General features: G+C 67.8%; 19 protein-coding genes. 11 read left to right on the forward strand and 8 right to left on the reverse strand.

Annotation, left to right across the window (positions count from 1 at the left end; all coding sequences use genetic code 11):
- Nucleotides 1–22 precede the first annotated feature (22 nt).
- From AB0C30_RS04455 to AB0C30_RS04465, 3 genes are all read right to left on the reverse strand, one after another.
- On the reverse strand, nucleotides 23–964 hold the full coding sequence (locus tag AB0C30_RS04455; RefSeq protein ID WP_357939502.1) for a SpoIID/LytB domain-containing protein: 942 nt from the start codon (nucleotides 962–964) through the stop codon (nucleotides 23–25).
- 36 nt (nucleotides 965–1000) lie between these two features.
- The gene (locus AB0C30_RS04460; protein WP_357939504.1) at nucleotides 1001–1894 is read right to left on the reverse strand and encodes a peptidase inhibitor family I36 protein; all 894 of its coding nucleotides are present in this window, start codon (nucleotides 1892–1894) and stop codon (nucleotides 1001–1003) included.
- Nucleotides 1895–1961: 67 nt separating this feature from the next.
- A complete protein-coding gene (locus AB0C30_RS04465; RefSeq protein WP_357939506.1) occupies nucleotides 1962–2807 on the reverse strand; it encodes a peptidoglycan-binding protein in 846 nt (281 codons plus the stop codon).
- Between the two features lie 630 nt (nucleotides 2808–3437).
- Here AB0C30_RS04465 and AB0C30_RS04470 point away from each other — a divergent pair.
- The 3 genes from AB0C30_RS04470 to mltG all read left to right on the forward strand — a co-directional run bounded on the left by AB0C30_RS04470 (nucleotide 3438) and on the right by mltG (nucleotide 8146).
- A complete protein-coding gene (locus AB0C30_RS04470; protein ID WP_357939508.1) occupies nucleotides 3438–6560 on the forward strand; it encodes a TIM-barrel domain-containing protein in 3123 nt (1040 codons plus the stop codon).
- Nucleotides 6561–6692: 132 nt separating this feature from the next.
- Nucleotides 6693–7205, forward strand: coding sequence for a SigE family RNA polymerase sigma factor (locus AB0C30_RS04475; protein ID WP_357939510.1), 513 nt, complete (start codon nucleotides 6693–6695; stop codon nucleotides 7203–7205).
- Nucleotides 7202–8146, forward strand: coding sequence for an endolytic transglycosylase MltG (gene mltG / locus AB0C30_RS04480; RefSeq protein ID WP_357939512.1), 945 nt, complete (start codon nucleotides 7202–7204; stop codon nucleotides 8144–8146). The genes AB0C30_RS04475 and mltG overlap by 4 nt, the downstream gene beginning before the upstream one ends.
- Nucleotides 8147–8152: 6 nt before the next feature.
- Here the strand turns inward: mltG and AB0C30_RS04485 are convergent, their stop codons facing one another.
- The 4 genes from AB0C30_RS04485 to AB0C30_RS04500 all read right to left on the reverse strand — a co-directional run bounded on the left by AB0C30_RS04485 (nucleotide 8153) and on the right by AB0C30_RS04500 (nucleotide 12528).
- Nucleotides 8153–8524, reverse strand: coding sequence for a fibronectin type III-like domain-contianing protein (locus AB0C30_RS04485; protein WP_357939514.1), 372 nt, complete (start codon nucleotides 8522–8524; stop codon nucleotides 8153–8155).
- Between the two features lie 246 nt (nucleotides 8525–8770).
- The gene (locus AB0C30_RS04490; protein ID WP_357939516.1) at nucleotides 8771–10114 is read right to left on the reverse strand and encodes an MFS transporter; all 1344 of its coding nucleotides are present in this window, start codon (nucleotides 10112–10114) and stop codon (nucleotides 8771–8773) included.
- A gap of 42 nt (nucleotides 10115–10156) precedes the next feature.
- Nucleotides 10157–11920 carry a sulfatase gene (locus AB0C30_RS04495; RefSeq protein ID WP_357939518.1) on the reverse strand — a complete coding sequence of 588 codons (1764 nt, stop codon included), beginning with the start codon at nucleotides 11918–11920 and terminating at the stop codon, nucleotides 10157–10159.
- Nucleotides 11917–12528 carry a PadR family transcriptional regulator gene (locus tag AB0C30_RS04500; protein WP_357939520.1) on the reverse strand — a complete coding sequence of 204 codons (612 nt, stop codon included), beginning with the start codon at nucleotides 12526–12528 and terminating at the stop codon, nucleotides 11917–11919. Before AB0C30_RS04500 ends, AB0C30_RS04495 begins: the two co-directional genes overlap by 4 nt.
- A gap of 241 nt (nucleotides 12529–12769) precedes the next feature.
- Here AB0C30_RS04500 and AB0C30_RS04505 point away from each other — a divergent pair, with 241 nt between their 5' ends.
- The 6 genes from AB0C30_RS04505 to AB0C30_RS04530 all read left to right on the forward strand — a co-directional run bounded on the left by AB0C30_RS04505 (nucleotide 12770) and on the right by AB0C30_RS04530 (nucleotide 20718).
- Entirely contained in the window at nucleotides 12770–13318 is a 549-nt protein-coding gene (locus tag AB0C30_RS04505) for a hypothetical protein (RefSeq protein ID WP_357939522.1), read from the forward strand.
- A gap of 143 nt (nucleotides 13319–13461) precedes the next feature.
- A complete protein-coding gene (locus AB0C30_RS04510) occupies nucleotides 13462–14775 on the forward strand; it encodes a family 43 glycosylhydrolase (RefSeq protein WP_357939524.1) in 1314 nt (437 codons plus the stop codon).
- Between the two features lie 126 nt (nucleotides 14776–14901).
- A complete protein-coding gene (locus tag AB0C30_RS04515) occupies nucleotides 14902–15807 on the forward strand; it encodes an alpha/beta hydrolase (RefSeq protein WP_357939526.1) in 906 nt (301 codons plus the stop codon).
- Between the two features lie 183 nt (nucleotides 15808–15990).
- Nucleotides 15991–16521, forward strand: coding sequence for a pyridoxamine 5'-phosphate oxidase family protein (locus tag AB0C30_RS04520; RefSeq protein WP_357939528.1), 531 nt, complete (start codon nucleotides 15991–15993; stop codon nucleotides 16519–16521).
- A 144-nt stretch (nucleotides 16522–16665) separates the two neighbouring features.
- Nucleotides 16666–19194 carry an excinuclease ABC subunit UvrA gene (locus AB0C30_RS04525; protein ID WP_357939530.1) on the forward strand — a complete coding sequence of 843 codons (2529 nt, stop codon included), beginning with the start codon at nucleotides 16666–16668 and terminating at the stop codon, nucleotides 19192–19194.
- Nucleotides 19195–19314: 120 nt separating this feature from the next.
- Entirely contained in the window at nucleotides 19315–20718 is a 1404-nt protein-coding gene (locus AB0C30_RS04530) for a M1 family metallopeptidase (protein ID WP_357939532.1), read from the forward strand.
- Here AB0C30_RS04530 and AB0C30_RS04535 read toward each other — a convergent pair.
- Entirely contained in the window at nucleotides 20690–20947 is a 258-nt protein-coding gene (locus tag AB0C30_RS04535) for a hypothetical protein (RefSeq protein WP_357939534.1), read from the reverse strand. The two genes, AB0C30_RS04530 and AB0C30_RS04535, sit on opposite strands and share 29 nt — an antisense overlap.
- A gap of 583 nt (nucleotides 20948–21530) precedes the next feature.
- On the opposite strand from AB0C30_RS04535, the gene AB0C30_RS04540 reads away from it, so the two are divergent.
- Entirely contained in the window at nucleotides 21531–22190 is a 660-nt protein-coding gene (locus tag AB0C30_RS04540; RefSeq protein WP_357939536.1) for a DUF998 domain-containing protein, read from the forward strand.
- Nucleotides 22191–22314: 124 nt separating this feature from the next.
- Nucleotides 22315–22986: a DNA alkylation repair protein gene (locus AB0C30_RS04545; RefSeq protein WP_357939538.1), complete on the forward strand. Its 672-nt coding sequence runs from the start codon at nucleotides 22315–22317 to the stop codon at nucleotides 22984–22986.
- Nucleotides 22987–23145: the final 159 nt, after the last annotated feature.

Raw genomic sequence — 23145 nt, forward strand, 5'->3', positions numbered from 1 at the left:
GGAACTATGGTCTTCGGAGGGGTCAGGAGCCGATGACGATCCCGGTGTAGTAGTTCTTGAGGATCCTGGAGTAGCTCCAGCCCGCTCTGGCCTTGTCGCGGGAGCCGTACTGCGACATCCAGTCGCCGTTGACCCAGTTACCGCACGCCGTCGTCGTTGAGCAGTACTGGGCCCGGAAGATCTTCCCGCTGCGAGTCAGCCGGGTGCCCCAAGTCGCGTCCACCGCGGCGTTCGTCACCGCCTTCGCGGAGCCGGGCTTGTACACCTGGCTCGAGGTGTGGTCATAGACGTCGAAGCACTGGCCGCTCGGCGTCTTGCTGGCGGAGTGCAGCGCCCAGTACCAGCCGAAGTTCTTCACGGCCATCGCGCCGGCCTTGAGGGACTCGCTCGGCCAGCTCGTCACCCACTCGTTGGGCAGGACGTTCTTGACGTAGGTCTTGAAGTCCACCCGCTCCACGCGATTGAGGGACTCGCGGTACACGAGGATCGTCGTGGGCAGCTTGCTGTCCGTGCCGTCGGTCTTGCATTGGGTCGGCGGTAGAGAGCTACCCAGGAACTCGTGGGAGGCGTTCTGGTTCTTGAGAGTGGAGTTGAGGTTGGCCTTGGCGCCTGGGGCGAAGTCCTGGTAGGAGCCGGTGAGGCCGGTGTTGAAGTAGACGCGGACCTTCTTGCTGCTGCGGTTCCAGGCGGAGGCGGCGGCGTTCTTGATGCACTTGCCCTTGCCCGCGCCGGGGCCCTTGAAGTCGTAGCAGCTGGGCTGCGTGGTGGAGTAGTCGGGGATCGAAGTGGTGAAGTCGGAGACCGATCCCTGGTTGTTGCTGTTGAAGTAGTAGCAGAACTCGCCGCTGTCGCAGACTCCGTCGCGGCTGGCCGCCGAGGCGGGCGTCGCGGTGGTCAGCATGGTTCCGCCGAGTGCCACCGCGGTGGTGAGCCCCGAGATCAGCCGTACAGTTCGTGAAGGCACAGGTGTCTTCCTCTCATGTCAGCGGGTCGCGGGTCGTTATCGGACGTTGTAGCCCTGGGAGTTCCAGAACGAGGTCGGGTTCGGGTTCTCCAGGGTCGGGTCGCCGACGCTCTTGGACGCCCGCGTCTGCCGTCCGGGGCGCATCTCGACGTGGGTGTGCGCGGACGCACTGCTCGAAACCCCGTGCCACGACTCGTCAGCGATGATCTGGCCGCGGCTGACCGACTGGCCCACACGCAGGGAGGACCGCGGAGCGGAGTGCAGGTAGATCACCGTCTTGTTCGCCGCGGCGTTGTAGACGGCGATCGTGGACAGTCCAGCCCGGCCGGTGGATCCGAACTGGACATTGGTGATCGTGCCCGCCACCAGGTTGTGAACATCCGCGCCGATGCCGCGGGCGATGTCGATGCCCTCATGCCGGCCGGAGGTGGAGGTGTAACCGTCGAAGCCGCAGGTGATCCCGCCGCCGGAGGACGCGTACAGCGCGAACGACATGTTGGTGCGCGCTGTTGACGACGGGTTGAACTCGTGCGAGGCGTTCTGGTTCTTGAGGCTGGCGTTCAGGTTGCCCTTGGCGCCGGCGGCGAAGTCCTGATAAGTGCCGGTATTGCCGGTGTTGAAGTAGACGCGGACCTTCTTGCTGCTGCGGTTCCAGACGGAGGCGGCGGCGTTCTTGATGCACTTGCCCTTGCCCTCGCCGGGGCCCTTGAAGTCGTAGCAGGTGGGCTGCGTGGTGTCGTAGTCGGAGACCGATCCGGTGAAGTCGGAGACCGAGCCCTGGTTGTTGCTGTTGAAGTAGTAGCAGAACTCGCCGCTGTCACAGACGCCGTCGCGGCCGGCTGCCGAGGCGGGCGTCGCGGTGGCCAGCACCGTTCCGCTCAGTGCCATCGCGGCGGTCGTCGCGGTGAGGATCCTGGTGAAAGTTCTCATGCTGTTTCTCCTTTGTCTGCGGTGCTTCAAGGTCTCGGATGGTCAGCGGAGCTTGGCTTCGGAGGACTCAGCGGCGCTGGTACTCCTCCCAGGTGCGGATGGTCACCTTCGGCCCGTCGTCCGGCCCGCGGTTGGCGAGCCCGTTCTGACCCAGGTAGTAGTCACCGATCTGGTGCTGTGCCTGGCTGGAAAGACTGGTGTCGTTGATGGCGGCGGCGTGGATGTGCCACGGCCAGTCGCCCTGCTGGGGGCTGCGCACCCAGGCCGCGAAGCCGACCCGGCGCAACACGCGGCAGACCGCGGTGCGGGTGGCGGCGGTCATCCCCTTTACGGAGACGTCGATGACGCCGCCGCCATCGTGGGTGCCCACGGAGGTCGGGTCGCCGCCGGGGTTGTAGGAACCCTGGTCCAGCGCGAGATCGCGGCCGAGCAGGCGCTTCGCCTCGGCCAGCATGTTCCGGGTACGGGTGTTGACGACGGCGGCGCCGTAGGACACCCGGGCGCCCGGGTCGACGGTGGCGGTGACGGTGAAGCGGCCGGCTCCGAGCTTGGCGAGCGACCCCTTGCCCGGCAGGCCGTTGGCGTCGAGACCGGTAAGGCCGAGCGACTTCTGGTACTTCGCATAGGCGGTGACCGTCGTGGAGCCGAAGTAACCGTCCACCCACTTCGCGTCGAGCAGGCTCCGGTCGCGCAGCGCCTGCTCAACGAGGAGCACACTGGCTTTGGCACCCGGGGTCTGCGTGGTGTCAGGCCGCCTCGGGTCGATCAGGGCCGCCTTGACGGTGGCTTCCATGTTCACGCTCGGAAGGGCCCTCATGCCGGCCGCCTCGGCCGCCGACATCACGGACCCTTCGGCCAGTGATGTGAGCAGGGCGGCCGACAAGAGGGCAGCGGCGCATGAGGCCAACTTCATCGTTACTCCTGTGGTGGGGTTGCTGGGCGGCGGGATCAATCTCGCCGGTTACCCAACGTGTCCACAAGGAGATCGGTGTTGTCAGCCTGTCCACACGCGATCTGACAGCCCTGGCCGTACGCCATCTGACAGGTGTTCCGGTGGCGCTGACAGTGCCTGACCAGGCACGTCGTGCACTATGACGTCGGCCGGGCACTGACGGCAGAACGGCCCGCTCCGGGGGCGCGGCAACATCGGCTGCGGCTACACACAGTTGCCGACGGCGCGCAGTGAGTGGGAGATGGGGCGCTAGTGCCAGTTGTGCGGCGCGCGTTTGAGAGTGTAAGCCGCCTCTGGCAGGTCGTCCCGGACGCGGATCATCCAGCGGACGAGATCGGTGGTGTTCTCGACAGGATGGACGAGAGGAGCCTTCCACGCCTTGATCACGGCAGGACGTACGGCTGGACACAAGATCGTCTCCGGCCACCGCGCCGAGATCCGCACCTCTACTGACCGATTCACATACCTCACTGACCGGATCCGATCAATATGTCCCCCCGATCTTGTCAAGTCGATCAGTCTGGTCAATAGTTGCGGCAAAGCAGTCAAATTCGGTCCGTGCCCGATCGAACGTGACTAAGGAGCCGCCCAGTGCGACCAAGCCCCTTCCTGCGCCTCGTAGCCGTCGCGATCACCGTGGTGGCCATGTCAGGCATCGCCCCCGCTCCGGCGGAGGCGATGCCAGACAGCAACCGGATCAAAGCGGTGACCTCAGGAAACGCCCGTTTCGAAGTGCTGTCCCCAACCCTGATAAGGACCGAGTACGCGGGCGACGCCAAATTCCTCGACACTCCGACCTTCAACGCCGTCGGGCGCGGCGCCTTTCCGGCAACGCCCTTCACATCGAGTACGTCGAACGGCTGGCTCACCATCAGGACGAGCGCGCTCACCCTGCGCTACCAGGTCGGTTCGGGCCCGTTCACCCCGCAGAACCTCTCGGTCAGCCTGAAGACCACGACCGCCGCCCCATGGCAACAACTGACCTGCCCCGCCGGAGCCCTCTGCGAGGCCGAGGACCTCTCGTACGGCGGGCTGGCTGTCGCCACCGACCACTCCGGCTTCACCGGCGCGGGTTTCCTGGCGGGCTTCGAAGGCACGGGCAACTCGCTGTCTGCGGACGTGAACGCGACCACGTCAGGGCAGTACCAGTTCGCCATCCGCTACTCCAACGCCGTCGGCGGCGACGGTCAGCACACGCCGCGCACGCTCACCCTGTCGGTGGACGGGGGCACCGGTCAGACGGTGACCCTGCCGGTGACCGCGAACTGGGACACCTGGGCCATCGCCACACCGGGAGTGCAGCTCGCCGCGGGACGGCACATGATCACGCTGACCCGTACAGCCGCCGACTCCGGCAACGTCAACATCGACAGCCTCGCGCTGCTGCCACCGGGCACCGGCTATCCGCCGACGTCGGCCAGAGCCACCGTGCCCTGCGCGTACGGCACGAGCTGCGAGGCCGAGTCGGGCGGGCTCGCCGGTACGGCCAAGGTGGTGCAGGACCACGCCGGCTACTCGGGCAGAGGTTTCGTCGCCGAACTCAACCAGGGCGCCGGCCTGGCCACCCGCCTGGTGGGCGTGTCCGCCGACGGCACGTACACGCTGCACATCCGCTACGCCAACGGCGTCGGCGGCGACGGCCAGCACCAGACGCGAACGGCCACCATCACAACAGGCGGCGCCACGCAGCAGATGACCTTCCCGACCACGGCCGACTGGGACACCTGGGCGACGGCCGCCATCCCGATCGCCCTCAAATCCGGCACGAACGACATCACCCTCACCTGCCCCGGCGCCTCCGGCTGCCGCGTCAACGCGGACACGCTCGCCGTGACCCCCACCGGCACGGCCGCCCCGCCGCCCCACCTCCCGCTCGGCGGCTACCGCCGCAGCCTCGACAACGTGAACGGTGACAACGGCACCCCGCCGACCACTCCGGGCCTGCTGCACAAGGACGGCTGGTACCTGCTCGACGACACACCCTCCGCCCTGTACGACCCCGCCACCGGGAAGGTCACCCAGCGGCCCGGCGGCAGGGCGTACCAGGACGGTTACTTCTTCGGTTACGGTCACGACTACAAGCGCGCCCTGTCGGACCTGTCCACCCTGACCGGGCCGCCGGCGCTGCTACCCCGCTGGGCGTACGGCGTGTGGTACTCCGAGTACATCGACCGCACCGCGGCCGACTACCAGAACACGATCCTGCCCAGGTTCCGCTCCGAGGGCGTCCCGCTGGACGTCCTGGTCACCGACACCGACTTCAAATCGCCCAACACCTGGAGCGGCTGGCAGATCGACCGCGCGAAGTTCCCCGACCCGAAGGCGTTCTTCGACTGGTCGGCCGCCCAGGGCCTGCACAACACGCTCAACGTCCATCCCAGCATCGTCGGCGACGACCCGCAGTTCACCCAGGCACAGGCCACGGCCAAGGGCAAACTGCGCAAGGGCGGCTGCGCAGGGGCCGCGGGCGCGAACTGCTACACCTTCGACTGGGGCGACCCCGACCAGCTCAAGGCGTACATGGATCTGCACAAGACCATGGATCAGCAGGGCAACGACTTCTGGTGGCTCGACTGGTGCTGCGACGCCTCGCAGTCCTCGCTGCCCGGCGTGACCCCTGACGCCTGGATCCACCAGCAGTACGCCGCGGCCAACGGCGGCTTCGTGCTCTCCCGCGCCTACGGCTCCCTCCAGACAGGCTCGTACGCCGGCCGCTCGGGCCTGCCCACCGGCCCGTGGGCCGACAAGCGCACCACCCTCCACTTCACCGGCGACACGTCCTCCACCTGGGGAACCCTCCGGGCGGAGGTCGGCTACACGCCCGGCGAATCCGCCGCCACCGGCATGTCGTCCATCAGCCACGACATCGGCGGCCACAACGACACCACGGGCCTGCAGGGCTCGGAGACCTACCTCGACAACGGGCAGAGCAGGCGGACCAGCAAGCTGCCCGACGACCTGTACGCCCGGTGGGTCCAGTTCGGCACCTTCCAGCCCATCGACCGCCTGCACAGCAACCACGGCGACCGGCTGCCCTGGCAGTACGGGGCCGCGGCGAAGGACCCGGCGAAGAAGTTCCTCAACCTGAGGGAGAACCTGGTCCCCTACACCTACACGCTGGCCCAGGAGGCCAACGCCACCGGCGTCCCGATCGTCCGCCCGACATACCTGGAATATCCCGAAGAGGAGAACGCGTACGCCACCGCCGCCGGCCAGTACTTCTACGGCCCCGACCTCCTGGTCGCGCCCGTGACCACGCCCGGCGCCACGGCCACGACCTCGGTGTGGTTCCCGCCCGGACAGTGGACCGACTACTTCACCGGCCAGACCTACACCGGCGGCACCACCCGGAACATCACCACCGGCCTCGATACGATGCCCGTGTTCGTCAAGGCCGGGGGCATCCTGCCGACCAGGACCGCTGACGTCGCCAACGACGTCCAGAACCCCCTGGACAAACTCACCCTGAACATCGCCTCGGGGGCCTCCGGCTCGTACACGCTGTACGACAAGACCACGATCCGATACTCGGAGTCAGGAGGGCGGCGCACCGTGAAGATCAGCGGCAAGGCGCGCCAATGGACGCTCAACTTCCTGAACGCCGCACCTCCCAAGGACTTGCCCGCCGACGCGTACCGCTATGACAGCGCCACCCGCACCCTGACCGTCAAGCTCCCCGAACACACGACGCGGCTCAGCTTCACCTCCGGCTGACACCCGAGGCCCCGTCGGGGCGGGGCCTCACACCTCGGCGACTGAGCGCCTTGACGCGGATCAGTTCGGCCATGGCGGCATAGATCGACCCCCTGTCCGCGTCCTTGCTTGGCGACATCGCGAGGAGGACAGGTGGATCCAGGATTTGCGGCGGACTTCCGGGAGTTCGTCATCGATCGATCAGGAGCGCTGTTCCGTACCGCGTACCTGCTGACCGGTGACCGGCACGCCGCCGAGGACTTGGTCCAGTCGGCGCTGGCGAAGACCGCCGCGAAGTGGCGCGGCCTGCGCGACCCCGCGGCCATCGAGGGCTACGTCCGCCGCGTCATGTACCACGAGCAGGTGAGCTGGTGGCGGCGCCGTTCCCGCGTCGCGGAAGTGTCCACCGGATGGCTGCCCGAGCAGATCGGCGATGGGCACGCCGAGATGGTTGATCTTCGCCTGGTGATGCGCGCGGCTCTTGCCCGGCTGACACCCCGGCAGCGGACCATGCTCGTGCTGCGCTACTTCGAAGACCTGTCCGAGACCGAGATCGCGCGGCTGCTCGGCGTCAGGGTCGGGTCGGTGCGCAGCCAGATTTACCGATCGTTGGAGCGCCTGAAGAAGGCCGCACCTGAACTGAGCACCGTGAGGGAGTTCGGATGAACATCGAGGATCTGCTGCGAGAGACCCTCTCCGACATGGCCCATGAGGAGCAGCCGCCTCCACCGGGCCGGTTCCTCCAGGTCAACCGAGGTCGACCCCGTCGGCGCGGCCTCGCCCTGGCGGCAGCGGCCGCCGTGACCGTGATGGCGGTCGGATCCACGCTCGTGGTCCAGGGGCTGTCCTCCGTCTCCAAGGACGTCGCCGGGCAGGGCTCTGGAGAGACGCTTGTGGACACCAAACAGGGACAGATCACCCTGACTGTGAGGGAAGGACTACGGCTCTCACAGATCTTGAAGCAGTTGTCGACCGCCACCGGCAGACCGCTGGTGGAGTTCGAGCGGGCCGCCAAGGACGGCAGGGCGCTCGGTCTTCCGGCCTACGCCAAGGGCGAGCTGGAAGGATTCGCCTTCCCCGGAACCTACGAGGTCTCGCCCACGTCGCGCCCCGCCGAGATCCTCGCCGCGATGGTGACACGCTTCAATCGCGCCGCCGAGGAGAGCAACCTGGTGGACGGTGCCAGGCGGGTCGGCCGTACGCCACTGGAGATCCTGACCATCGCCAGCATCGTCCAGGCCGAGTCGCTCGACAAGCGCGCCATGCCCAAGATCGCACGGGTGATCTACAACCGGCTGAAGCACGCACCCGAGATGAAGCTGCGGATGGACAGCACGGTCCTGTACGGCCTGAACAAGTTCGGCGCCACGGCATCGAACGAGGATCTCAAGAGCCGGTCGCCATACAACACCTACGCGCGCCTCGGCCTGCCGCCCGGTCCCATCTGCAACCCGGGGACCGACGCCATCGCGGCTGCCCTGAAGCCGGACTCCGGGCCGTGGCTGTACTTCGTGACGATCGATCCGAAGACGGGCGTCACGAAGTTCGCCGGCTCCCCATCCGAGTACGACAAGCTGGTCGAGGAATACAGAAAGAACACCGGGTGAGGAGCGTCACGTCAGCGGAGACGATGGCGGGCGGCCTCTCCCAGCCAGGCCAGGCCCGGCTTGGGCGGCGGAAGTAGTCGGCAACCAAAGGCCTAGGCCGACGTGTACGCCGTATTCGCCCGGCTCTGCCACCCATCGCCCGTGCCGGGTGCTCCAGTAGCTGAAGGCGCGGGCGTCGAGCTCGATCACCACGCGGGCGCTCTCCCCGGGCGCCAAGCGCACTTTGCGGAAGCCGCGCAGCTCGCGTACGGGACGGTCCACGTCAGAGACGGGGTCGCTGACGTACACCTGGACGACCTCGGCGCCCTCACGCGCGCCGGTGTTGGTGACGGTGACCTCGACGCGCGCCTCGGGCCGGGTCGGGTCGGGTACGTGCACGGACAGTTCGGAGTAGGCGCCCGCTGCATGCGTACGCCGTGCGGGCCGTCGGTGAGCACCGCGGCCGGCATGCCCGCGCGGGCCACCTCCGCGGTCGCCCAGAAACCGGCGCCGGACACGAGGCTCGCCTTCTCTTCGAGCGTGAGCCGCTCGACGACGGATCGTCCGTCGGTCATGTCGTGACCTTCCTGGTAGGGATCGCAGGGGGTGCCGCCGCCTCAGGAGGCGACGGCGCCCTTCTAAGCGTCAGTCCGAGAGCGTCTGCCGGCGACGGACGTCGAGCGTCTCGCTGACCCGGCCGACGTCTCGTGGATAGGTGAAGTACAGGACCGAGAGCAGGAGACCGTTGACGATCATCAGCACGACCAGGACCCAGAAGAACACGCCCTGGATGCCGATCGCCGCCGCGAGCGCGCCGGCCAGGAGCGAGAACAGCGCCCACCCGATCGTCTCGAACACCGTCAGCCAGATCGCGAACGCCTGTCCGCGCAGCTCGGGCAGTACGACGGCGGCCACGATGGGCCGGTTGACCGGCGGGTTCAGCCCTTGGCAGGCGCCGAGCAGCGCCCAGAAGACCGCGTAGACGGTGATCGTCTCGTACCGGAACTGAGTGCCGAAGAAGGCGATGACGCCGAACGCGATCTGCGCGAATTGCAGCATCACGACCCGGCCTCTGCTCGGCATGAGCCGGTCGAGGCGGGGGAGGATGAATCCGGCGCCCAGCGTGGCGACGCTGTAGCCGATGCCGAACGGCAGCGCCACCAGGATGGCGGTGGAGTTGGGGATGCCGCGCTCGGTGACGAGGAACTGGACGCCGAAGATGAGAATCAGCAGATGCCCGGACAGGAGCCGGCTCAGCATCATCACGGCGTAGGTGGGGATGCGGAACAGTCCGATGACGGAGACGAAAGTGACCTTCGCCTTCGCTCGGTCCTCACGCGTGAGGTCGGCGAGTTGCTGCTCGGCGGCTCCGATGCCGGGATCCTTGAAGAATGCCAGGACGACGAATCCGGCGACGATGCAGACGCCGCCGAGCGTCCACAGGGCCCAGCGCCAGCCGTCCTGCATCGCGACGAAGGCCGCCATGATGGGGCCGAGGACGATGCCGGCGAGTTGGAGCGAGCTGAAGAAGATGCCGTTGGCCCGGGCGCGCTGCTCGTCGGGGAAGGAGTCGGCGATGACGGCCATGGCGATGGGAGAGCCGCCGATCACGGCGGCGGACATGAGGGTGCAGCAGATCAGGAGCTGGACGAAGTTCTGCGAGAAGCCGGCGGCGATGCCGAACAGGCCGCCGGTCACCGTCGTGGCGGCCAGGGTGGCGCGCCGGCCGATCCGGCCGGACAGCCAGATCCAGAATGGTCCGGCGGGTACGCTTGCGATCTTGCCAAGGGCGGCGACGAGGCCGAGGTGTCCGCTGTTGAGCCGCAGCGCGGCCGCCAGCGTGGGGAAGACGGTGTTGATCAGGCCGGCTTCGGTGCCATCGACGACGCTCACGCCGGAGACGACGGCGAGATTGCGCCAGCGGTGGGGGACATTGGCGGCCTGAGCCGCTCCTGGCTGGACGGACGTGGTGGAGGCGCTGGCATCCATGGGGGGTCCTGTCTGCAGTGGTGCGATAAAGCAAACGCCGTCTCAGGGGGCTGAGACGCCGGGTGGTGCCGTGAGAAGGGCGAATCGCTCGTCGATGCGGCGCAGTACCGCGGCGGGTATGTAGCCGTAACGGGCGAGGTCCAGCAGGGTCATGGAGATGGGGGCTGACAGCAGCTCCGACTGCACCAGCGCGGGCGCCTCCTGCGCGAGGACGTCCTTGGCCCCCGTGATCCGCAGGAGGTCCAGGAGCGGAGCGCGGAGCAAAGCCGGGGCACGCAGGGTCTCCATCGCGGGAAGGGGCGCGGCGACGGCCGTCGCGCGCTCGCGCTGTTCGCGGACCAGGAGGTGCTTGGGCTCGATGTCACCGACGCGCGGGATGCCCAGGCGCTCGTACTGGCTGGGCGGCGCGTCATTGTCGAGCATGAGGCGGCGCAGCAGCTCGACCATCCGCAGCTCCACGTCGTCGTCGACGATCGGCGTTTCCTGCGCCGGATCCTCCTGGAGGTCGAACAGGAGCGTGCCGTGCTGCCACGGGTTCATCCACGAGGGCGAGGCCGGTATCCGCATGGTGCGTACACCCTTGGTGAAGGTGAACGGCTCGGCCGGTTCCCACTCCTTGAGCTCCTGTGTCGAGAAGCGGGCGCGCATGTGGGTGGGCATGAGGGTGAACTCTTCGAGCGGGCCGTTGGCCTGCTCCTTGGCGGCGCGCATGTAGACGTAGCGGCCGTCGGTGACGTTGACGTGCCCGCCGTGGATGCCGAACAGCGCGCCCTCACGGAGGGGCTCGTCCTGGGCGAGGTCCGCGCCTTGCATGTCAGGGGTCGGCTCGATGCCGAAGTAGCGCAGCACGGTCGGCGCGATGTCGATGGTCTGCGCGAGCGCGCCCCTGCGCTGGTCCCGGCCGCCGGTGCGTGGGTCCCACAGGAACATCGGCAGGTGCACCAGCTCGTTGAACCACGGCATCACCGACTTGGCCCACCAGCCGTGCTCGCCGAGCAGGAAGCCGTGGTCGGTGTTGACCAGCAGGAGCGTGTCGTCCCACATGGCGTGCTCGTCCATGAAGTCCAGGACCCGGCCGAGCGAGCGGTCGCACATCGAGACCAGGGCGGCGTACTCGTTGCGGGCGTGTTCGACCTGGTCACCGGGTTCGAGGACCTTCTGGTACGGCGGCCAGTCGAACTCCGGGCCGTCGTAGTCGTGCGGGTAGAGGTCCTTGTAACGCTGGTGAGTGAAGAACGGCTCGTGCGGATCGAACATCTCGATCTGCAACAACCACCGGTCGGCGTCCACGTTGGTCTCGAGAAAGTGCAGGCCCGCGTCCACGGTCCGGGTCTGCGAGTGCTCCGCCTCGGTCGGCATGTACGTGCGGTTGACCGCGTCCTGCCGCTTCATCGCGTCGCCCGGGCCCTTCGGGGGGTCACCGACCACGCCCTTCCACGGGTCGCCCTCCTGGCCGCGGAAGAACTCCCATGTGCTGTAGCGGGTGTGGTAGGTCGCGCCGCCGTCCTCCCAGTAGTGCGGGTGGTCGGAGGCCAGGTGCGTGTGCACCCCTGCCTGCTTGAGCAGCTCCGGCATGGAGTCGTCGAACGGCTCCAGCGGGCCCCAGCTGCGGTGCAGGAAGTTGTACCGTCCGGTGTGCATCTCGCGCCGCGCGGGCATGCACGGCATCGAACCGGCATAGAAGCGGTCGAACGTCACCGCCCGTGCCGCCAGCCGGGCGAAGTTCGGCGCGTCGATGAACGTGTCGGCGTACGGCGAGAGCATGTGCCGGTTCAGGCTGTCGAACATGACGATGATCGCCCTCATCGCGACGTCTCCTCCGTCCACACGATGGTGGGCGGGGAGTCCTGATTGAGCGGCTCCCCGTCGAGCAGGCGCCGGCGCAGTTCGATGAGGGAGGCGATGTGGTGGTCCATCGCCTCGGCGCCGCGCCGATGCAGCCACTCGTCCATCTGGGCGCCGAGCTGGACGTCGTAGCCGGGCGGAGGCTCGTCGAACCGGGTGCGGTCACGGTGGCGGTAACGCGCCACCTCCGCCACCCGGGTGTTGATCTCGATGTCGAGCAGGGCTATCACCTGCTCGACCGTCATGAAGCCGGCGTAGCCGAGACGCGCGTGCAGGTCGGGATCTCCGAAACGGGTGGGCGGGTTGTACGGGCGCGTCAGCCAGTCGATGAAGACGGTGTAACCCTCTTCGGTCACGTGGTAGCGCTTGGCGTTGCTCGCCCCGGGGCGCTCCTCGATCGTGTGCTCGACCCAGCCGCGCTCCTCCATCGAGGCCAGCGTCCGGTAGGCCTGGCTCATGGTCGTGTTCGAGCGCGCGAACCGGCCGTGCGTGTCGAAGAACTTCTTCAGCTCATAGCCCGTGCTGGGACGGTTGAGTAGCGCCCCGAGGAGAAGGATCTCAAGCTTCATCAAATGTGCCCGTCGTCGTAACGAAGTTAACCGTGCCACAAATGGAATGGTGATACCATGACATAAGTGTCATGCTCTGTCGAGAGTCTTCTTGCGCAAGATTTCGCCTGATCAGGCCAGAGCAGGAGATCTTCTGGACCGAGCTCGGCGGCTCGGCCACGATGAGGACATGACGGGGAGCGGATCAACGCAGCCGCCGACGGCGGGCGGAGGAGCAGGCTCGCGCCTGAACTGGACGGCAGTGAGCGCTCTGGCGGCCGCGATCGCCGCCGTCGTCGCGCTGGCCGCGTACCTGGCGCCGCCGACCCCGCCGCAGCAACCCCAACCCCAGGCCCAGCCCGATACCGTGGCCCCCACCCCGGCCCCGGAGTCATCGTCACCAGAACCGGTCAAAACCCGGCACGCACGACGGACCCCGAAACCATCGCCCGAGTCCAGCACGCCCGACCCACCGAGCCCCACGCGAGAGGCCCCGGTTTCCTCTTCACCGCTGTCAGCGGTCCGGCCCGGCGGCTGCGACGAGGCGGCGGCGGCGCTGACCGCATACCGCCGGAACGCCGGGACCGTCCGCAGCAGTCAGACGGCCGCGGCTCAGCAGACGTACAGCGACCTGATGGGTGCGGCCTTCCACGCGGAAGGAGTGGTGGGGGCGAAGATCACTCTGCTGGCCCGCGAATTCCAGGAACTGAACTTTCGCCTGACCGGCATGACCGGCGGCGATCCCAACCAGGTGATCGCGGATATCAACACAGACGCCGCGGAGCTCAACAGGCTGTGCGAATCCCCCTGAGGCTGCTCGACCGGGTGCTGTGACCTACCTGCGCGATCACCGATTAATTTTTCCGGGTTATTGACGATATATCGCCATCTGGGAAAACTCACCCGCAAGCTGCGCACCGAACGGACCGCGCGCTGATGCGGAGGACGTAACTGATGACTGATTCCACCAACGGATTGACCGTCGGCCGACGCTCCCTGCTGGCGGGAGCCGCCGGCCTTCTGGGAACGGCGGCACTGCCCGCGACCGCCGCGCGGGCGAGCACCTCGATGAAGCGATACCCGTCGAACTGGCCCGACCTCGAGCCCTACGGCCTCGCCGACACCCGGCTCGACCTGTGGCCGCGCGAGGACAACTCCCTCATCCTCCCGCTGGAACTCCGCCCCCGTGACAAGGAGCTCGGCCGGGTCTGGATGCGGGACACGTACGTCAACTGTTTCGTGGTGAAGGGTCGTCCGATCTACGTCGCCACCGGCACCACCCGGGCGCCCGGGATCGAGGCCGCCGCCCCGTGGAACGACGGCATCTTCATGTGGGTGTCCCCGTCCCTGCGCGGGCCGTGGAAGCTGGCCGACACCACCGGCATCCGCCCCGGCGCCGAGAAGGGCAAGGTCTGGTCGCCCGAGTTCGTCGACGAGAACCGGCCAGGACGCATGGTGGTCGCTCCGTGGCAGGAGTACTGGACCGACGACCAGTTCGGCAAGCGCGGCGATGTCTGGGCGCCGGAGGTGCACTACTTCCGCGGCAAGTGGTACATCGTCGCCTGCATGGGTGACCACGCGCACAAGGTCGGCTCGTTCATGCTCGTGAGCGAGGGCGGGCCCGAAGGCCCGTACCGGCTGGTCCAGGGCAACCACGACAAGCCCTTCGGCGACCCCGTCACCGGCGGGCCCGGCTTCATCCTGCCCGGCGCCTACCACCACATCGACGGCAGCCTCTACAGCGAGGGGGATGACGCCTGGCTGGTGCTGCACAACCACCTGTACGCGAAGTTCCGGGACGACATGGAGGACATCGTCCCGACCACCAATCTCCCGCAGTTCCAGCAGACGCCGTACTCGCCCGAGCCGTATCTCGAAGGCGCGTACGTGTTCAAGTACGGGGGCAAGTACTTCCTGCTCCAGGCCGCCTGGAACCGGACCTCGACCAACGCCGACGGCAGCACCCGGTACGCCTACGACCCACCCGGCACCGGTCGCGCGCAGTACCACTACGACGCGGTAGTCGCCGTCTCGGACACCTTCGAGGGACCGTACTCGAAGCGGTGGACCGTGGGTGTCGGCGCCGGCCACAACAACTTCTTCGTGGACCACAACGGCAAGCTGTGGGCGACGTTCTTCCGCAACCCCAGGTTCGGCTACTGGGCCGACCCGTCACGCGTCGGCGACACGGCGGTGCCCGGGATCGTGCGGGTGGAATGGACGGGACCGAAGGGCAACCGCCTGTACGTCCAGCGCCGGAACCACTGACCTGTCCCCCGAGCGAGCTACCGGCGAATGTCCTCCGTGCGGTGACGATTCCGCACCCGTCGACTCCATAACGTTACGGCGTGGCACGGCACCGCGGCCACTTCCGATTTCGCACTGGAGGACATCATGCCCCGCAAGCTCAAGGCAGCCGTTGTGGCCGCACTGTGCGTCACCGTGATCGGGGCGGGGGTCACCGGCTGCGACGAGGACACGATGGACAACTGGGACCCACTCGCCCCCGTGACCCACAAAGCCGACACCGGCCGGATCTCCGGAACCAAGAAGATCAATGTTGACGGCCGGTCGGTGAACGTGTCCTGTTCGGGCGACCCGGCGAAGGGCAAGCCCGTCATCGTGCTGATGCACGGAGGAGGTGACGGGCTGGACAAGATGGCCGCTCTCCAGAAGACGCTGAGCGAGAAGAACCAGGTCTGCAGCTACGACCGGCTCGGCGCGGGCGCCAGCGACCAGCCGGACGGCCCGCAGGACTTCGCCGGCACCGGGAAGATCCTCACCGGCGTGCTCGACCGGGTCGCCGGTGACGGCCCGGTCGTCCTGGCGGGGCACTCGCTGGGCGGACTGATCGCCGCCAGATACGCCCCCGACCATCAGGACAGAGTCAAAGGGCTGGTCCTGATGGACGCCACGCCACCCACGATGGTGCACGACATCACGAAGGCGATCCCCGAGTCCGCCAAGGGCCCGGCAGCCGAGGTACGCGCGCAGAACCTCGCGATATTCCAGGGACAGAACCCGGAGAAGCTCGTCATCACCGATGGAAAGGCGCGCTCCGCCGGAAACATCCCGGTGGAGGTGATCCAGCACGGCAAGCGGTACCTCGCGGCCATCCCCACATACGGGCCGCGCCTGGAGCAGGCGTGGTCCGCGGGACAGCGCAAGTGGCTCGCGCTGTCCAGCCGCAGCAAGCTGAGCACGGCCACCGGCAGCGGCCACTACATCTACGTCGACCAGCCTGACGTCGCCGTCCAGGCCATCCAGCGCGTCACCTCGGCCGCGGAAGACAGCGCCTGAGCCCAGATCCACCGGATTCCCGCAACGGTGTCGCGGAACCAGGTTGCTACTCGTCGATCCAGGTGATGTCCGCGCAAGCGATGAAAAACATGACACAAGATGTCGGGTTTTGGGACGAGCATGGTTTCGCCGGTCGGCGCTGATGGAGGACGTGGGCCGCGCCCTACATAGATGAGGACAGCAATGCGCGAAACCCGAGAAGAGCTCAAAGAGCTGCAGGTCCTACTGGATGCTTCTCTCTCCGTTTCCACCTCGCATCTCCGCTCGATCATCAGTACCGAGCGCACGCTGACCGCGGAGCAGCTCACCGGCGTCCTCACCGGGATGTGCACCCTGGCCCTGTCCACCGTGACGGCCAAGGGCGAGCCGCGGATCAGCGGAGTGGACGGGCACTTCCTGCACGGCAAGTGGCACTTCGGCACGGCGCGCAAGGCCGCCAAGGCCCGCCATCTGGCCGCCCGCCCCGCCGTCAGCGCCGCGCACATGCGCGGTGAGGACCTGGGCGTGTTCACGCACGGCACGGTGGAGATCCTCAACCCCTTCGGTGGCGAGCCGGCCGAGGACTGGCCGGACCTGCTCGCCTACTTCAAGGACTTCTATGGCGGCGACTTCTTCGACTGGGACAACGAAGTGGTCTACTACCGGCTGCATCCGCACTGGATGACCGCCTACGCTCCCGACGTCGCCAAGGTCACCGCGATGTCTCGGTCCTGATCCGCGGCACGTGCCGCATCGGGACCGGCCACGTGCTGAGAGACCTGGTGAGAGCGGCCGCCGCGTAGTGGCGTGATCGGTCATTCGGCATGGGCGGGGCCTGTTCGCCCATGTCCTGCTGCGTTGCGAGAGGGTGGGCGAAGGTTGACGGCATTCGTACGGGACGTCGAGGGCATGGGGCGCGAGACCATCGACGTGGTGGGGGCTCGTACCAACAACCTGCGGGACGTGTCGGTGAGCATCCCCAAAGGGCGGCTCGTCGCGTTCACAGGAGTGAGCGGCAGTGGCAAGACCTCGTTGGCCATCGACACTCTGCACAATGAGGCCCAGCTGCGGTATCTGGAGGGGCTTTCGCCGTTCGTACGGCAGTACATCACCCAGCGCAATCGACCGAAGGTCGACCGCATCCTGGGACTCGGCGCGACGCTCGCGGTCGATCAGCGTCGCCTGAACCGCAACCCCCGCTCCACGGTCGCGACGATCACCGGCATCGACGGGCACCTGGGGCTGTTGTACTCGCGCCTTCCCGGGATCGGCGCGGACCCGGCGGCGGAGAGTGTGGACGGGCATCTGACGACCGCTCACTTCGACCGCAACACGCCGGAAGGGAGCTGCGCGGACTGCCATGGGGTGGGCGGGCGCTGGCAGGCGCAGGAGGACCTGGTCATCACCCACCCGGAGCTGCCGCTGTTCGAGGGGGCCTCGCCCTGGTACGCGAAGTGGCGGTCGGGAGAGCACGCGTTCGTACCGGCGCTTGCCGACAAGCGGGGCGTGGACCTCGGCCGGCCGTGGCAGTCGCTGCCTGAGGAGTTCCGTCACTGCGTGCTGTACGGCACGGGTGACGAGAAGATCGAGGCGACCGTTGACATGACGAACAAGAATGAGACGGCCCAGGTGACCTACACCTTGAGCGAGCCGCTGCGGGGGGCGCTCGCCGAGGTGGAGCGGGTGTTCATGAACGCCCAGACCTCCAGTGCCAAGCAGCGCTACCTGCCGTACATGCGCAAGCGGCCCTGTGGCACCTGCGGTGGCAGCGGGTACGACCAGGTGGCCCTGGCTGTGCGGCTCGGCGGGCTGACCTATCCCGACCTGCTCGAGGTGGAAGTACGGGAGGTTCGCCGGTGGGTGAGGCGCGTGGCGGACGACCTGGGCTCCCGGCAGCGCGAGGTGGGTGAGCCGCTGCTGCAGGACCTGGGCCGCAGGCTCGGCATCCTTGACCGGCTCGGCCTGGCCCATCTCCAGCCGGCCCGGAGCGCGGCGACGCTGTCCGGGGGTGAGTTGCAGCGGACCCGGCTCGCCGCGCAGCTCAGCACTGAGCTGAGCGGCATCATCTTCGTCCTGGACGAGCCCGGGGCCGGGCTGCATCCGGCGGACAAGGCACACCTGCTCGACATCGCCCTGGAAGTGCGCGCGGCCGGCAACACGGTGCTCCTTGTCGAGCACGACCCTGAGCTGATCGCCCGGGCCGACTGGGTGATCGATATGGGGCCGGGCGCGGGCCGTCTCGGCGGTGAGGTTCTGGTGTCGGGGCCGCCCGCCGACGCGGCCGCCCACCCGAAGTCGCTGACCGGGCGCTATCTGGCCGGTGAAGGGCCGCGGCTGCGCCGGACCCGCCGCCCGGCCGGGGACGACACCGGCTGGGTGGAGCTGCACGGCCTGCGTGTGCACAACGTGACCGCAGACCTGGTGCGTTTCCCCGCCGGTCGGCTCACCTGCCTGACCGGGGTGAGCGGCAGCGGCAAGAGCAGCCTGCTAGGCCTGCTCGGGACGAGCGTGGCGGCCGCCCTCAACGGGGCGGTGACCGACACGGTGCGGGAGGTGACCGGCTTCGAGGGATTCGGCTGGGTCGCCGTCGTCGATCAGGAACCGCTCGGGCGGACGCCGCGGTCGAACCCCGCTACGTATAGCAAGGCATTCGACATCGTCCGCAAGCTGTTCGCCGAAACCGACATGGCGCGCGAGCACGGGGTCAGTGCCTCCTGGTTCAGCTTCAACACCGCGGGTGGCGGCCGCTGCGAGACCTGCACCGGTTATGGCCGCAAGCTGGTTGACATGCACTTTCTGCCGGATGTGTGGGTCGTCTGCGACGCGTGCGAAGGGCGGCGCTACAAGCCGGAGGCCTTGGACATCAGGTATCAGGGGCTGGCCATCGACCAGGTACTGGAGCTGACCGTCGCCGAGGCCGTGGCGCGGTTCCGCGAGCCCCGGCAGCTCACGGAGACCCTGGAATCCTTGAACCAGGTCGGACTCGGCTATCTCCAACTCGGCCAGAGCGCCACCGAGTTGTCCGGCGGCGAGGCACAGCGGCTGAAACTGGCGTCCGCGATCCAGCGCGGTGCCGCGAGCCGCAAAGCCGGCCTCGTCGTTCTCGACGAGCCCGTCTCGGGCCTGCACCCATCCGACATCCAGCGGGTGGTGGATGCGCTCGATGTGTTGCTCGACTCGGGCAACACCGTAGTCGTGGCCGAACATGACATCCCCGTCGCCGCGTCTGCGGACTGGGTGATCGACCTGGGGCCGGGAGCCGGTCCGGACGGGGGCGCGGTGGTCGCGGTGGGCACCCCGGACGCCGTCGCGACGGCGGACACCCCGACAGCCGGCTTCTTCCGCCGGTACGCGGCGGGCCTGCCGCTCCTGGAGATGCGAGAAGTCGTTTCGGCGCCTTGTTCGTGAGCGTGGGGTCGTGGGCCGTGGTAGCGATGGTCGTCGACGCGGGTGCCGAATTTTGGGTCCGGACAAGTTCCGGTTTTTCCTTCACTCTCGGGCTAATGACCTACCCCACGGAGGCTTGCGATGGTGCTTGCCCAGATCGCTCGCTGGACCGCCGCTCTCAGCATGGCGGCGGCCATGACCTTCGCAGCCGCCCCGTCCGCTGCCGCGGCCGCGCCGCCCGACTTCCGGCCAGGTGCGCCCGGTCTCGGTGACCCCTACTTCCCCCTGGAGGGAAACGGCGGGTACGACGCCCAGCACTACTCCCTCAACCTGGGCTACGACCCTGCCACCAAGGTGCTCAGGGGGACGGTGCACATGCTGGCTCGAGCCACCCAGGACCTGTCCCGCTTCGATCTGGACTTCCAGCAGCTCACGGTGAGATCGGTCACGGTCAACGGCCGTCAGGCCGCGTACGTGCGCGACGGCCAGGAGCTGATCGTTACGCCCGGGTCGGGCCTGCGGCGTCAGAGCGTGTTCGACGTAGGCGTCACCTACGACGGCATCCCGCAGCCGCTCGGCGGCCCGATCGTGTTCGGCCTGCCGTACGGGTGGATCGCCACGGAGGACGGCGTGCTCGTCGCCTGCGAGCCGAACGCGGCCAGCACCTGGTTCCCCTCCAACGACCACCCGAGCGACAAGGCGACCTACTCCATCTCGGTGACCGTCCCGAAGGGGCTCACCGCCGCGGCCAACGGCGTGCTGGCGGCCCAGGTCACTCACGGTGACACAACCACCTTCCTGTGGAACGAACTGCGTCCGATGGCGTCGTACCTGGTCACGACCACGATCGGCCGGTTCGACGTGCAGAAGGGCAGGACGCCGGACGGCCTGCGCGAATGGGTCGCCACCGATCCGACCGTGCCTGGTACCGAGGTCGTCTTCCAGCAGACCGCCGACATCACCGACTACTGGAGCGAACTGTTCGGGCGCTACCCGTTCGAGGAGACGGGCGCGATCGTGGACAACGTCCCGATCGTCGGCTTCTCACTGGAGAATCAGACCAAGCCGCTGTACTCCGCCGTCCGCAGCGAGACCACGGTCGCGCACGAGCTGTCCCATCAGTGGTTCGGCGACAGCGTTTCGGTGCGGACCTGGCAGCACATCTGGCTCAACGAGGGCTTTGCCACCTTCGCCCAGCGCTACTGGACCGAGCACACCGGCGGCGAGACCGTCCAGGCGTGGTTCGACCGGCAGTACGCCACCAGGCCGGAGTCGTTCTGGCTGTCGAAGGTGGCCGACCCGCAGCGCGACACCATGTTCGACACCGCCGTCTACAACCGTGGCGGCATGACGCTCCAGGCGCTGCGCGTGAAGATCGGCGACGAACCCTTCTTCCGGCTGCTGCGGACGTGGGCGGCCGATCATCGCTACGGCCTGGCCGACACTGATGAGTTCATCACGCTCGCGGAGAAGATCTCCGGCCGGGACCTGACCGACTTCTTCAACGTCTGGCTGTTCACCCCGAGCAAGCCCGTGACGTGGTGACGACGTTCTGCTGAGCCTCTGAACAGTCCTTGCCCTCCGCGATCGCGCTCAGTACCTGCGCTGCGACCAGCTCGTCTCGCGCGGCGAGCTGGTCGAAACCGTTGACGGCGGGATAGGCGTAGGGGCCCAGGGACCCGATGAGGATCGCGCCGATGACGAGGATGCCCATCAGCACAGGGATGACTGGGTCGTACGAGCCCAGCACGTCGTACCCCAGGCCGAGCAGCAACGGTCCGAAAGCGGTGCTCAGCAGGAACGCGGCCTGGACCGCGCCGAGCGGTTGAACGATACGCCCGCGGAGATCGTCACTGAACTCGGCGAGACCCTGCGGCAGACCCCGATGGGTGTCGCCCTCAGCGGCGACACGACCCAGTACACCGGGCCGGCGCGCAGCGCGGACGGTAACGGAGCGTTAAGCCGCATGCCTGCCCCACCGTACGAGCGGAACGCTCCCGCCGAAGGCCCGTATCGACCTTAATAAGACTTGACTTATATAAGTACTGAGTGAAATTGTTGCTCCCGTTCACGCACTCGACGTGCTCGGCGGCGCGGTCGGCACCCCGGCGCCTGGACGCGCTGGCACCGAACTCGCGAGCGCCGCCACCCGCTTGACGAGACGCCCCCGCTTGACGAGACGCCGCCCGCGGAGGAACGACCAGGCTCGAACGACGAGGAGGAAGAAGAGGAATGATCGACATCGTCAACCAGATCAACGCCACCCACCGGGAGATCGGCAACCAGCCGGTCGCCGCCGGGGACGGCGACAGATGACCCGCCGCGCGGTGAATCGTCCCGTTCTCAGAGAAGTACCGATGACCGACGACCTCACTGGCGGGGCGACGCGGACGCTGCTGGGCTGCGGCATCGTCGCCGGCCCGCTCTACATCGTCGTGGTGCTGCTGCAGATGCTCACCAGGGACGGGTTCGACATCAGCCGGTACCCGGCCAGCATGCTGAGCAACGGTGACCAGGGATGGATTCAGATCGCCAACTTCGCGGTCAGCGGCCTGCTGTTCGTGGCGGGAGCGGTCGGCCTGCACCGGACACGCGGTCCGGCGGGCTGGGGAGGTATCTGGGGGCCTCGGCTGGTCGGTGTCTTCGGCGCCGGGATGGTCGCCGCCGCCTTCTTCTCCGCCGACCCCGCCGATGGCTTCCCGCCTGGGACGCCTCTCGGCCCGCCCATGAGCATGAGCACGCACGGGATGGTGCACTTCCTCGTCTCCGGGGTCGCCTTTGTCGCGCTGATCGCCGCGTGTTTCGCGTTCGGCCGACGGTTCGCGGCGGCCGGCCGCCGCGGCTGGGCCGCCTTCAGTACGGTGACCGGCGCGCTCTTCCTGGCAGCCTGGATCTCGATCTTCGCGTCGCAGGGCTCACGGGTGGCCAATGTCGCCTTCGCCCTCGCCATCGCGCTCGTCCTGGCATGGACATCGCTCCTGGCGGCGCAACGGCTGACTACCGGCTGCTCGGAGTGAAGGCAAGGGTCAGGGCGCGAAGATGCGGGATCCCGTGTCGGTGGCTGCCGCCGAACCAGCATGTACGGTACGAAGCCGCCTCCCGTCTAGGCTGAATCTCGCACGTGACGGACAGGAGGCTGAGGTGGCCGAGACGACGCTGGGCCAGGTGATGGCCGAGCTGGCCGGGTTGGAGGACCCGAAGGCACGCGAGGTGAACGAGAGGCACGGTGACGATCACGGTGTGTACCTCGGCAAGCTGCGCGCGCTCGCCAAGCGGCTGAAGACGCAGCAGGAACTCGCGTGCCGGCTCTGGGAGACGGATGACACCGCGGCGAAACTGCTGGCGATCCTGATCTGCCGCCCGAAAGCATTCGAGCGTGACGAACTGGACGGCATGCTGCGCAAGGCGCGCACACCCAAGGTGCACGACTGGCTCGTGAACTACGTGGTGAAGAAGAACCCGCACGCCGAAGAGCTGCGCCTGGCCTGGTTCGCCGATCCGGACCCGGTGGCCGCGAGCGCCGGCTGGGCGCTGACCGCCGAACGCGTGACGAAGCAACCCGAGGGACTCGACCTCGCGGGACTGCTCGATGTCATCGAGGCGGAGATGAAAGACGCCCCGGATCGCCTGCAGTGGGCGATGAACAACTGCCTGGCTCAGATCGGGATCGAGCACGCCGAGCACCGCGCCCGTGCGATCGACATCGGTGCGCGCCTGGAAGTGCTCAAGGACTACCCCACTTCCCCAGGCTGTACGTCTCCGTTCGCGCCCATCTGGATCAACGAGATGGTGGGCCGGCAGCACGACAAGTAGGGAGGGCTTACACGCCTCGTTCACACGCAGCCCCCACGAGAACCTGCAGGTGCTGTCCGTCATCGGAACACAGACGCTTCGCTGACGCCGAGAGCCGCGCGGCAGAGGCGCCCGGCCGGGGGCAGCGGATGTCGTCGCTGCCCCTGGCCGGGTTTGCCC

Origin of the sequence: Nonomuraea sp. NPDC048901, from assembly GCF_040649695.1 — a bacterium.
GTDB lineage: Bacteria > Actinomycetota > Actinomycetes > Streptosporangiales > Streptosporangiaceae > Nonomuraea.